General features: G+C 56.1%; 11 protein-coding genes. 4 read left to right on the top strand and 7 right to left on the bottom strand.

Annotated features, from left to right (window positions below):
* Window positions 1–592: 592 nt before the first annotated feature.
* Genes LPA02S_RS08090 through LPA02S_RS08080 form a run of 3 tightly spaced genes read left to right on the top strand, consistent with a single transcriptional unit; the run spans window position 593 to window position 3,434 of the window.
* Window positions 593–1,507: a PLP-dependent cysteine synthase family protein gene (locus LPA02S_RS08090; protein ID WP_056956379.1), complete on the top strand. Its 915-nt coding sequence runs from the start codon at window positions 593–595 to the stop codon at window positions 1,505–1,507.
* Between the two features lie 23 nt (window positions 1,508–1,530).
* The gene (locus LPA02S_RS08085) at window positions 1,531–2,676 is read left to right on the top strand and encodes a trans-sulfuration enzyme family protein (RefSeq protein WP_056956380.1); all 1,146 of its coding nucleotides are present in this window, start codon (window positions 1,531–1,533) and stop codon (window positions 2,674–2,676) included.
* Window positions 2,673–3,434 (top strand): homoserine O-acetyltransferase/O-succinyltransferase family protein, encoded by a 762-nt coding sequence (locus LPA02S_RS08080; RefSeq protein WP_056956381.1) that lies wholly within the window; start codon window positions 2,673–2,675, stop codon window positions 3,432–3,434. Before LPA02S_RS08085 ends, LPA02S_RS08080 begins: the two co-directional genes overlap by 4 nt.
* A gap of 61 nt (window positions 3,435–3,495) precedes the next feature.
* Here the strand turns inward: LPA02S_RS08080 and LPA02S_RS08075 are convergent, their stop codons facing one another.
* From LPA02S_RS08075 to LPA02S_RS08060, 4 genes are all read right to left on the bottom strand, one after another.
* Window positions 3,496–4,692 carry a DUF2075 domain-containing protein gene (locus tag LPA02S_RS08075; protein WP_056956382.1) on the bottom strand — a complete coding sequence of 399 codons (1,197 nt, stop codon included), beginning with the start codon at window positions 4,690–4,692 and terminating at the stop codon, window positions 3,496–3,498.
* Window positions 4,693–4,830: 138 nt separating this feature from the next.
* Window positions 4,831–6,138 (bottom strand): NCS2 family permease, encoded by a 1,308-nt coding sequence (locus LPA02S_RS08070; protein ID WP_054649634.1) that lies wholly within the window; start codon window positions 6,136–6,138, stop codon window positions 4,831–4,833.
* Between the two features lie 157 nt (window positions 6,139–6,295).
* The gene (locus tag LPA02S_RS08065) at window positions 6,296–6,817 is read right to left on the bottom strand and encodes a biotin transporter BioY (RefSeq protein WP_054649632.1); all 522 of its coding nucleotides are present in this window, start codon (window positions 6,815–6,817) and stop codon (window positions 6,296–6,298) included.
* 2 nt (window positions 6,818–6,819) lie between these two features.
* Complete coding sequence (locus tag LPA02S_RS08060; RefSeq protein ID WP_056956391.1) at window positions 6,820–7,671, bottom strand: NAD(P)H-hydrate dehydratase; 852 nt, start codon at window positions 7,669–7,671, stop codon at window positions 6,820–6,822.
* A 193-nt stretch (window positions 7,672–7,864) separates the two neighbouring features.
* On the opposite strand from LPA02S_RS08060, the gene LPA02S_RS08055 reads away from it, so the two are divergent.
* Window positions 7,865–9,070 carry an acetate/propionate family kinase gene (locus tag LPA02S_RS08055; protein ID WP_054649630.1) on the top strand — a complete coding sequence of 402 codons (1,206 nt, stop codon included), beginning with the start codon at window positions 7,865–7,867 and terminating at the stop codon, window positions 9,068–9,070.
* Window positions 9,071–9,508: 438 nt separating this feature from the next.
* Here the strand turns inward: LPA02S_RS08055 and rlmB are convergent, their stop codons facing one another.
* From rlmB to cysS, 3 genes are read right to left on the bottom strand one after another with little or no spacing between them, the layout of a single operon-like run.
* Entirely contained in the window at window positions 9,509–10,405 is an 897-nt protein-coding gene (gene rlmB, locus LPA02S_RS08050; protein ID WP_056956383.1) for a 23S rRNA (guanosine(2251)-2'-O)-methyltransferase RlmB, read from the bottom strand.
* Window positions 10,389–10,808, bottom strand: a complete 420-nt coding sequence (locus LPA02S_RS08045; protein ID WP_054649624.1) for a Mini-ribonuclease 3 — start codon at window positions 10,806–10,808, stop codon at window positions 10,389–10,391. Before LPA02S_RS08045 ends, rlmB begins: the two co-directional genes overlap by 17 nt.
* Window positions 10,805–12,214: a cysteine--tRNA ligase gene (gene cysS, locus LPA02S_RS08040; RefSeq protein ID WP_056956384.1), complete on the bottom strand. Its 1,410-nt coding sequence runs from the start codon at window positions 12,212–12,214 to the stop codon at window positions 10,805–10,807. Before cysS ends, LPA02S_RS08045 begins: the two co-directional genes overlap by 4 nt.
* Window positions 12,215–12,495: the final 281 nt, after the last annotated feature.

The following is a 12,495-nucleotide window of genomic DNA, read 5'->3' as shown; positions in this document are numbered from 1 at the left end:
AAGCCGCAGTCCCAAAGGCCACCCGCGTGTTCGCACCAATCAATGAGAGTCGTCACACACCAATCAATGCGAGTCGGTAGCAGTTGACAAATGGTGCGGCTATAACATATAGTTAACCCAATTCAATTACGGGAGGTTCACGAGATGTTAGCAAACAGTCACTACAACTTTAACTGTTGCTGTCGGATAGCGCGCACGATGCGATGTCCGGCCTGTTTGCTTTGACTCGGTTGAACCACGAGTCTAGTGCCCAGGGGGACTAGACAATCGCTTTGGCGCGCTCACCAGGTTTTTCTGGGGCGCGCCTTTTTTTTGCGCGGCGAGTAGGCTGCGCAAAGCACCGCCGAGAGACTGTGGTATTCACTGATTTCACCGTTGTCAGAACTAATGTTGTAGAGTCCACACTAACGTCACAGTCAAACTTAGCTCGGAGAATGCAGAACCAAACTGCTCAGAGACTGTGGTACTCACTGATTTCACCGTTACCAGAACAATCGCGACAGAATACCCGGTAGCAGCACACTCAATTTGATTAAGAATAATTGCCCAAACATCAGCTTTGCTTACCCCAACTCAGAAAGGACCCACCACCATGCTCATCCACAATATTCAATCCACCATCGGCAACACGCCGCTCATCGACCTACCCATTCCCATTACGAACGGCAACCACATCTTTGCCAAACTCGAAATGTTCAATCCCGGCGGCAGCATCAAGGATCGCCTCGGCGAGTATATGCTCCAGGACGCCGATAACCGCGGCCTACTAACCGACCAGAGTACCATCATCGAACCAACCGCCGGCAACACTGGTATCGGTGTTGCGTTGGCTGCGCAGGCGCGTCACCTCCCCGTCATTCTGGTGGTACCAGCCAAGTTTAGCCAGGAAAAACAGACGCTCATGCAGGCCCTGGGCGCAAAGATTATCAACACACCCAGCGATGACGGAATTCGCGGAGCTATTGCCAAAGCCGTAGAGTTAGCCCAGTCCATCCCAGACAGTTTCATACCCATGCAGTTTAACAACCCAGCCAACCCGGAGACCTATTACCGCACCCTCGCCCCCGAGCTCATCCGCGATCTCGATGGTCGCAAAGTCGCCGCCTTCGTTGCTGGGGCTGGTAGCGGCGGCACCTTTGCCGGTATTGCCCGCTTCCTCAAGGAACAAGACCCCACTACCACGACGGTTGTGGTCGAACCGGAGGGCTCCATCCTCAATGGCGGACCCGCGCACGCCCACCGCACCGAAGGCATTGGGGTGGAGTTCATCCCCCCATTTTTCAAAGAGGTACAGGCGGACCGGACGCTCACCATTACCGATGACGATGCGTTTACGCAAGTCCGCAACCTCGCGGCCGACGCGGGCATCTTTGCCGGCAGCTCCAGCGGCGCGGCCTTGGCGGCTAGCCTCAAAGTCGCAGCAACGTTACCCGCCGGTAGCAACATCGTCACCGTCTTTCCAGACAGTAGCGAACGGTACCTGAGCGAAAGCATTTACGACCTGTAACCAAACACTAAAAGGAGAAAATCATGCAATTATCAACTCAATTACTACACGGCGGCATTTCCGAAGACCCGCACACCGGCGCAACCTCCATCCCCATCTACATGGCGTCAACCTTCCACCAACAGCACATCGGCGAATCCCAGTGGGAATATTCCCGTAGCGGCAACCCTACCCGCCAGGCGGTAGAAGCGCTAGTCGCCGACATTGAGGGCGGCACGGCCGGCTTTGCATTTGCTTCTGGTTCGGCGGCAATTGCCACCGTCTTCTCGATGTTCAACGCCGGTGATCACATCGTAGTTGGTAACGATGTTTACGGCGGCACCTTCCGCTTGCTAGACCAAGTATTTAAGCGGCTGGGGCTAAGCTTCACCGCAGTCGACACCCGCGACCTGGATGCCGTCACCGCGGCCATTACCCCAGACACGAAGGCCATCTACCTCGAAACGCCCACCAACCCACTACTACACGTCACCGACATTGCGGCCATTGCTGAACTGGCCCATATTCACAGCCTGTTGAGCATTATCGACAACACCTTTGCCAGCCCCATCGTCCAGCAGCCACTGACTCTGGGTGTCGATATCGTCCTGCACAGCGCGTCCAAGTACCTTGGTGGTCACTCCGACGTCATCGTTGGCGTTGTAGCGGTCAAAGACGCACAGCTCGCCGGGCGGATTGGTTTCCTGCAAAATGCAATTGGGGCCATCCTCGCCCCGCAGGAAAGCTGGTTACTCCAACGCGGCATCAAGACCCTCAGTTTGCGGATGCAGGCACACCAAGCTAACACTGAGCGTCTATTCCACTATTTAAAGCAACAGCCGGCCGTCGCCAAAATCTACTATCCGGGTGACCCCGACAATCCGGATTACGCGGTTGCCAAGCGGCAAATGCACGGCTTTGGGGCCATGCTCAGCTTTGAACTCCAACCAGGATTAGAGCCGCAAAAATTTGTGGAAAACCTGCACATCATCACCCTCGCTGAAAGTTTGGGTGCGTTGGAGTCCCTAATCGAAATTCCCGCACTAATGACGCACGGCGCGATTCCCCGGCCAATTCGGATTCAGAATGGTATCCAGGACGAACTGATACGTTTGTCAGTGGGCATCGAGGATATTGCTGACCTGGAGGACGACCTCACTGCCGGCTTTACGGCCGTCACGGGTCGATGAGTACGCTAGATATCGGCGTGTTGGTGTTGATGCACGACAAGCAGGCCACCCAACAGGACTTCATCGACGCGCTCGGGCCCGGTGTCCGCCTCCACTGGTTCCACCCCGTCAGTCATCCGCTGCACCAACCCGCCCCTTGGCTCCAACCACTGGATCTACGTCAAGTACCCACGTTGGACGCAATGATCATTACGGGCGCGCCCATTGACCGATTGGATTTTTCCGCGGTGCACTATTATTCCGAGGTGACCCAGTTGCTGGACGTTCTTGCCGCCCACCACATCCCCCAACTGAACGTCTGCTGGGGAGCCGAGGCCGCGTTACACCACGACTTTGGTCTGCACAAAGTTGCGCTGGAACACAAGCTGTTCGGCGCCTTTCGTCACACGGCACTGGCCACCTCCGCCTTAACCGAGCAATTACCCGCAGGTTTTGTCGCACCACACGCACGCTACAGCGATATTTCCGTGTCCGCACTGGAGCAAGCGTCCGGAATTCAGCTCCTCGCCGTGACGGCCGACAACCATCCCCTACTGGCCACCAGCGACGACGGACACAACACGTACCTTTTCGGCCACCTGGAGTACCGGCAGGACGGATTATGGGCGGAACATGCTCGGGAAACTAACGGGCCAGAGCCGCGGAACAATGAGGACGTGACCGCGTACCCTTGGCAGCAAACACGGACCACATTTTTTGATGCGTGGTTAAGTCTCGTTTCCGAGCACAAAGATAAATTCGCCAGCCTGACAGCGTAAGTTAGCCCAAACAAAGAGGACGCCCCACCACGCACAATTGCGGTGGGAGCGTTCTCTTTGCTTATCCTAATTCCCGTAACCTCCGGCGCAACCGAGGCTGGCAAGCGTAGATGCCCAGTCCCATCCGGCCGCGCTTAAGCAGGATGTTCAACGTGTGGAGGACGACGTCAATCCGCGCCCCGGTCAAATCCGCAATGTCACTGCGGCGACGGAATGCTTCCTGGTCCTCGAAACGATCAGGATGCACGACGATCCGATTCGTCGCGGGATCGTAATCAATGCTGGGACCAATAATCACACCGGCAAAGTTGAGGTCGAAACCCTGGATGGTGTATATAGAACCCACCTCGTCAACGGTTTCGGGGCGGCTCGCCCACGGCCGGTCCGTGAAATTAATTTTGTCCCACGGTAAGTGTAAAGTACCCGCGTCCACGTACCACACCCGGTGGTCAAAGACCCGGAAGGGAAAGTCGGTTGTCGCTACGAGCCGGGACAGCCCGTACTTGGCGTTTCGCGCTCGCACCCAATCGTAGAGTGGCTGGCCATCGTCAAAGACGCGTAACTCAAACTGGCGGGGATGTGGCAACGGCAACAAGTGCTGGTGGATGAGCGCGTTAATCCAGTCGCTCACGTCGCTATCCTGCACCCGCATTTGTGCGTTCAACTTAAATGTCGTTACGGTACAACCCTGTAAATGCCGGCGTAACATGGCCCCATCCCAGTGGCTCTTCAATTTCACTACTTGGTCGGGGTCGAAGACTAGTACCAGCACGTGCGTTAGTGCCAACAATTCGTCTAACTGGTTAGTGCCGGTAAATTTATTGAATGGATCCGACCGACTGAGCAGTAAGTGCGCCTCATCCACAAACACCACGTCGGCACGCTGCCCGACTTTGCGTTGCCTGTTAATGAAGGGCGTGGGTTTGTCGAAATCCTTCTTCCGCAAAGCCGGGGTGGTCGCTGCCACCTCTTTGTACACCTTCAGCATTTCGTTGTGATTAACGAGCAGGTGGGCATCCAAACCAACCAGTTGCTCGTCATCGCCCCGCCGCGCCGCCCGTTGCACAGCGGTAAAGACAGCGTTCAACACCACACTTTTGCCCGAGCCCGCGTCACCCTCGATGACAAATACTGCAGGCCGCTCATCGCGACGGTGCTTACGAATGAAGGCCAATACTTGTTGCTGCAGGTGTGACTGTTCGGCCGTCAGCGTAGCGTTGGTGGGCAAAATAAACGTTGATGTGGATAGATCCGGCATAACGGGCACTCCTTTGTGATTATCGAGTCAATGTATTACCTATCACGTTAGCACCAACTTGGTGGGGACGCAAAACGGGCAGCGCAATGATTAGCGCGGCCCGTTATAGGTATTATTTAAAGTGCAGCGATTCACAGTTTACACGTTCAGTATCCACATGAACCCAATGAACACGAAGAACAACAAGTACATGATTGGCGACACTTCTTTGCCACGCCGGGCAGCCACCATCGTAATCGGGTACATGATGAAGCCCAACGCAATCCCGTCCGAAATGCTGTAGGATAACGGCATCCCCAACACGATCAGGAACGACGGAATCGCAATCTCCATCTTGCCCCAATCAATGTTCTTCAGCGACTGCGCCATCAGCACACCCACAATAATCAAAGCCGGTGCTGTAACCTGCGTCGTTACCACGCCTAACAGCGGTGAGAAGAACATCCCCACGATGAACAGTACACCCGTGGTCACCGCGGTCAGCCCTGAGCGACCCCCAACGGCAATCCCCGCCGAGGATTCAACGTACGCACCCACTGGCGACGTACCGAGCAAGGAACCAGCCAGCATTGCCGTCGAATCTGAAGCCAACGCCTTACCAACGCGAGGCAGCTTGTTGTCGCGCATCAGACCGGCCTGCGTGGCTAACCCCACTAAGGTTCCCGCCGTGTCGAAAAACGTCACCAGCAAGAAGGTCAGCACGACGACCACCAGCTGCAAGCTGTTGATGTCGCCCACGTGGTTGAACGCAACCATAAACGTCGGCTTCAAGCTAGGGGCAGCCGATACCAATCCGGTTGGCATGTTAATGAGACCGGTAACCAGGCCCAAAATGACGGTGGCGACCATCCCGATGAAAATACCTCCGGGAACGTGCTTCACCATCAGAATAGCCGTGACTACGAGGCCAAAGATGGTCAGCCAGGTCGTCCCCACACTGAGCGAGCCCAAGCCCACAATAGTCGACTTGTTGGCGGTAATGAGGCCACCATCGCTCAGACCGAGGAACGCGATGAAGAGGCCAATCCCGCCGGAAATAGCGGCCTTCAAATCGCTCGGAATTGCATCGATAATCTTTTCACGCAATTTGAAAATAGTAATAATGATAAAGATGATGGAAGCAACGAACACACCAGCCAACGCCGTTTCCCACGGTACCTTCATACCGATACAAACGGAATAAGCAAAGAACGCGTTAATCCCCAATGCGGGAGCGGTGGCAATTGGGTAGCGTGCCAGCACACCCATGAGGATACTGCCCAGCGCACTAGCTAGCGCGGTAGCGGTAAACACGGCTCCTTTGTCCATGCCGGAAGCCCCAAGCACTGACGGGTTGACGAACAGAATGTACGCCATCGAAATGAAGGTGGTAAACCCGGCCAGCAGCTCGCGCCGCACCGTGGTGTGTAACTGATCTAATTGAAAATATGACTTGATACTGTCCATGAAAAGTTCTCCCACTACGAGTACACACTCGAAAATTATATTAGTAAATATGACGAACGAACGTGTTTTATCGTATACCAAGGCGGACAATCGGTCAATATCTTTTTCTGAAATCGGCAAAACCCGAACATTGATGTATGCCCGGGTCATCGTTAAATTACATCAATATGCCTGTCCGTCGCAGCACGGGTGCCACCGCCACAGTGCCTAGGGTCGCCACCGCGGCCTTAATGAGTAACGGAACCAGGAACGGCACAATACCAATCGCAATTGTACTGCCCGTAACTACGTGTAGCCAAACCGCGCCAACGACCAGCTGTAGGAGTCCTGCCACGATGTTAATTAAACCAATCCACCACCCGTTACGTGACCGGCGAACGCTGCCGCCCAGCAAGGCCGGGAAGAGCAACAGTCCCACCAAGTAGCCGCCCGTGGGCCCAACCAGATGCGCCATGCCGCCAGTAAATCCAGCAAAAACCGGCAACCCGATTGCCCCCATGAGGACGTAGAGCATGACGGCCCATAGACCACTTTGCCGGTCCATCAGCCCTGCCACCAGCGGGACCATCAGGGTTTGTAACGTTAGTGGCACTGGTCCTAACGGGATCGTGAACGGTGCTGTGACCGCCATCAGGGCCGTGCCTAAAGCGATGTTGGTTAAAGTGCGTGTGCGTATCATATTTATTGTTCCTCTTCTTCCGTGGTATCACTATCTGCTAGCTCGTGCATTAACGTGCCCAATTCCGCGCTCACCTTCGTGGGCAAGGCAACGTAGTGGGTAGCGGCGACCCGGTCTGCGGCAGCACTGTGAACCCACACCGCAGCCGCCACAACTTCAATTGAAAAGCCAAACTGACCGATAAAAGCGGCGAGGACCCCGGTGAGCGTGTCACCCGAACCCCCGGTCGCCATGGCGGGACCACCAGTGGAATTTGCGATCGCCCGTTGTCCGTCGAGTGTCACCGTGGGCGCACCTTTGCACACCACCAGACCCGGAATCGTCGCGGCAAACTCCTGGTTTTGCGACACCGTTTGTTTAGCAATTGGAATGCCGCTCAACCGCTGCCACTCCATGGAGTGGGGTGTCCACACCGTCTGCTCAGTGTGCGTCTGCGCGTCCCCACCCGTCGCCAACAAGTCGATGGCCGATCCATCAATGATCAGCGTCTGTGGTGTGGTCACGGTGGCCAGCACTAGCTCCAACACCACGTGCGCGGCGGCGCCATCACCGAGTCCCGGCCCGACAACCACCACGTCGGCCCGCGCCAACAATTCAGGTAACAGAGCGTCATCCCACGTGCAGACCATGGCTTCGGGTAGCCGGGCGTGCAAAGGCGCGTGGTTAGCCGCGGCCGTTGCCACCGTCACTAGCCCGGCCCCAGCATTAACCGCGGCGGTGGCACTCATGATGGCCGCTCCCCCGAAGTGTACATCACCGGCGACAATAACAATCCGGCCGTATGTACCTTTGTAACTAGCCTCTTGCCGCGGACGCACGACTTGCGCAGCGCGCGCCCTTGTCATTACTTCCACCATGGTTCGTACCCCCTGTACGTATTTGTACCACCATCTTCACATAACCACGCCGTTAAGTAAATTTATCCACCCGTTTACGACATTTTTGGCCCAAATGGTTTGCAAAAAAATCACAACGTTATAGAATGAGTTTAGGTAACCGCTTACTATTAATAAGCACCGTTTACCTTTCGGGAAAGGAAGTGGGTTCATGCCCAAATATTTAGCGGTCAACGCAGGCAGTTCCACGCTCAAGTGGCGCCTGTTTGACATGCCCGCCACCAAGCTACTGGGTCAAGGTCTAATTGACCGTATCAACACCCCGCCGGCAACAGTCACGATTAACGTCCCCGGACGGGATGCCGTCAAGTACGATACCGACACCAAGGACTGCGGTCGGGTCGTCGCCGATCTATTGCTCCAGCTCAAAAAGTTAGGCTTGGTTGAACGGCTACACGACATTCACGGCGTTGGTCACCGCGTCGTGGCGGGTGGTGAGGACTTTAACGAATCCGTCATCGTAAATGATGATGTATTACTGAAGATCCGCAACTTACGTAACCTCGCGCCGCTACACAATCCGGTGCAAGCCAACTTTATTGATACGTTCAGGCAGGTCTTGCCGTGGGCGACCCAGGTGGCGGTCTTCGACAGTGCCTTTCACCAAAGCATGCCGGCTACCAGCTACCTTTACGGCCTGCCGTACACTTGGTACAAACAGTATGGCGCCCGCAAGTACGGTGCTCACGGGACCAGTGTCCGCTATGTGGCCGGGCGGACCGCTGAACTGATTGGCAGGCCGCTCGACCAGCTACGTTTGATTGTACTCCATCTCGGTGCCGGTTCGAGCGTTACAGCTGTCAAAGACGGCAAGTCACTCGACACCTCGATGGGCTTCACACCATTGTCCGGTCTAATTTCGGCCACCCGGAGCGGGGATGTGGACCCGTCACTGTTAGCGTACTTGATGCGCAAGCTCAACGTCACGGCCGATCAGATGGTCGACCTGCTGAACGACGAGTCGGGGCTCAAAGGTATCTCGGGGCTGTCCGACGATATGCGGACCCTGACCGACGCCGCGGACACCAACCCGCAGGCACAGTTAGCAATCGATATGTACGTGAACCGGGTTGTACAGTACGTTGGGGCATACGTTGCCGAAATGAACGGCGTTGACGCCTTTGCCTTTGCGGGTGGCATCGGCGAACACAGCAGCGCCATTCGCGCACAGATTATGTCACACTTCCAGTATCTGGGCGCCACCATCGATGCGAAGCAAAATGCGCGCAACAGCGCGGAAGTGGATTTGAGCGACCCCGACGCCAGCGTGAGGACGTGGCTCGTGCCGACTGACGAAGAACTCATGATTGTCCGCGACACGTACCGCCTCGTCACCACGCAGCAGCCTGCACAGTAGGTTGGTGGCATTATGGCACGGTGGCTGGTATTAGTGGGGTAATGGCTCCGGTTGAACGGCCGGGCCCGCGGCGGTGCTGCGTGCCTCACGCTCACGCCCGTACCGGGCTACCGCGAATTGGCTAGACCGAGCAAACCCCGCTCGGTCTAGCCAATTTGATTCTGTACGTCGGCTACGCCTCCTACAGAACTACGGGCATGCAGCCGTCTCGGGCCCGGCCGTTCAACCTCCACCATTACCCCACTAATACCAACATTCTTGATCAACCCGCACGTGTGCGTTAGATACCTGGTGCAAGCTACAGTTACCGCGGAAAACTTATCGTAGCGAACGGCTATCATGCTTAACGGACGCATCCGGAGCCACCACCCCAGTACGACCAGCCAATAGACAAACTAATGGAGCCGGCACAACCACGTGCCGGCTCCATTGCTTTGTCTATTCGGTTACCTGACGGCTGGTGAAGGCTTGATACATCAAGACGCCGGCTGCAACACTGGCGTTCAGGCTTTGCACGTGTCCCACCATGGGGATGGATAACGTCGCGTCCATCAACTTCTGAATCCCCGGCGAAATACCTTTGCCCTCGTTACCAATGACCAGACCAATGGGCCCCGTCGCGTTCCACTGCCGGAAGTCCTGGCCCTCCATCGCAGTGCCAAAAATCCACAGCCCGCGGTCCTTCAACTCCTTGATGGCATTAGCTAGGTTCGTCACCCGCGCAACCGGAACGTGCTCGATTGCCCCGGTACTAATCTTCGCGACAGCGCTAGTCAGTCCCACAGCACGGTGCTTCGGAATAATAATTCCGTGAACACCCACCGCATCCGCAGTCCGCATGATGGCCCCGAGGTTACGGGGATCCTCCAAGTTGTCGAGAATCAGGAAGAACGGATCCTGCCCGGCCTCCTTGGCGTGGTCAAAGAGGTCGTCAATGCTGGCGTAAGCGTACGGTGGCATCGCGAGCATCACACCCTGATGGTTACCGTTATCGCTCAACAGGTCGAGCTTACTCTTCGGTACTTCGCTCACCAAAATCTTGGCCTTCTTGGCCCGCTCAACAATCGTGTGAATCTGGTCGCTACTGAGCGACTTCTGCACGAAGAGTTTGTTGATGGTTGCAGCACTACCATTCGTCAACGCCTCGGCAACCGCGTGCCGACCCCATACAAACTCGTTGTCATCCGCTTCTGGATCTCGTTCTTCACGCCGTGGTGCAACCTGCTCACGCCGCGGAGTCCGCCGCGCATCCCGACCGGCCCGCCGATCATCGTCACGACGGCCGTCACCACGCCGATTGTCTCGGCGTCCGCGACCCTTACTTGACTTGTCCATGTCCAGTCCCCCCTTGCTCTACGTAATCAATACACCAATGCGCTAACTCGCGTACCCGGTCTTCGCGTCCGGCGAGGTGCAGTGACCCAAAGAGGGCCTCGAAACCAGTCGACACACGGTAAGTAACCACGTCCGTGTTTTTTGCGTGGGTATAGCTTTTAGCGTTGCGACCATGCTTGTACATATCCCACTCTTCGTCGCTCAAGACACTCCGTTGCTCCATGCCGTCAATCAAAGCGGCTTGTGCCTTAGCGGATACAAAGTTTTTCGCCACCCGTTGCAGTTGCGCTGGCTTGGTTAAGCCCCTTTGCTCCAACAAGTGTTGCCGTACGTACATGTCGTACACTGCATCCCCCATGTAGGCGAGTGCAATTCCATTTAAATGTCGCGGATCCATCGTCATGCGCGACGCCACCTCGTTCCCTGCGCGGTATCCTCGAGGATAATCCCGCGCGCCACTAATTCATCGCGCAACCGGTCACTGGTGGCAAAGTCCTTCGCCGCCCGCGCCGCATCGCGCTGCTGAATCATCTGTTCAATATCTGCATCCAATAGTTCGGTTTCCGTTGCCATCTGTACGCCAAAGATCTGCATCCAGGCGTCAAAGGTGCTCAGTAACAGCGCCACACTATCCGCGTACACAACGTCGCTGGTGGCGTACTCGTTCATCAACTTCACCAGCTCGTACAGCACCGCGAGTCCGTTGGCCACGTTGACATCATCATCCATGGCGTCAATGAAACGCTGCTTCAAATCGGTCACCGCGGTAGTAATCTGCTCTGCGGCACCTTTGCTAGCTCCGTCCTGACGGAAAACCAGGTTGGCGCGCGCCGTCCGCAAATGCTCGAGGTCGGTCGCTGCGGCCGCCAGGTTGGCCTCCGTATACCGAATGGGCTTGCGGTACTGCGTGGTCGCCATGAAGAACCGGAGCACCATCGGGTCAACCGTCCTGATAATATCGTGGACGGTCACAAAGTTGCCCAGACTCTTACTCATCTTTTCATCGTCCTCGCCAACCGTGACGAAGCCGTTGTGCATCCAGTAGTTAACAAAGGTCTTGCCAGTCTTGGCCTCACTCTGCGCGATTTCGTTTTGGTGGTGCGGAAATTCTAGGTCCTGGCCCCCACCATGAATATCGATGGTATCGCCCAGCAATTTAGTGCTCATCACGGAACACTCGATGTGCCACCCGGGACGGCCCGGGCCAAACGGCGCATCCCAACGAATCTCGCCAGGTTTGGCACCCTTCCACAGGGCAAAGTCGATGGGGTCCTCTTTGCGTGCCGTTTCGGCGTCGGCCACGTGCTGGCTCGCACCCTGCTCCAGCTCGTCGATGTTTTTGTTGGCCAGAGCACCGTAGTTTTTAGCCTTACGGGCGCGGAAGTACACGTCCCCGTCACTCGCATACGCGTAACCTTTGTCGATGAGGACCTGAATGAAGTCGATAATATCGGGAATCATCTGGCTGGCCCGCGGGTTCACGGTTGCGGGTTCAATCCCAATGGCCTTCGTATCGGCCATAAATGCATCAATAAACCGCTGAGCCAAGTCGAGGGGCTCTTCCCCCGTCTCGTGCGCGGCGTTAATAATTTTATCGTCCACGTCGGTAAAGTTCGAGACGTAATCGACTTTGTAGCCCCGGTACTCAAAGTACCGCCGGATCGTATCAAAGGCGATGGCCGAACGCGCGTTACCAATATGGATATAGTTATAGACGGTTGGGCCACACACGTACATCCTGATTTCACCAAGTGTAATGGGTTTAAATTCCTCTTTTTGACGGGTCAGTGTGTTGTACAAACGCAACATTGGCCGCCGCCTCCCTTCGTAGTTCAAGCTAACTACCATGATACAAGACTTCCCGCCCTGCGGCTAGTATATCGCGTCTTGTAGTGGGGTAAAATCGGAGCGCGCCCGTATAGGAGTGGTGAGCAACTGCTAAGCCGAAAGCTGGGTGGTTACGAACGCGCCGGTGGCCTTTGGGACGGAGGCGTCGTACCCTGCGCCGTGATTGCTACGGTAGTGGTTGGCGGCCGCGTTGGCCGGACCGGTGAACTGCGGCTTACGTGGGGTACTCCATGGTAATCCAC

Source organism: Lacticaseibacillus pantheris DSM 15945 = JCM 12539 = NBRC 106106 (assembly GCF_001591865.1).
Classification (GTDB): Bacteria; Bacillota; Bacilli; order Lactobacillales; family Lactobacillaceae; genus Lacticaseibacillus; species Lacticaseibacillus pantheris.
This window is presented reverse-complemented; position numbering and strand designations above follow the sequence as displayed.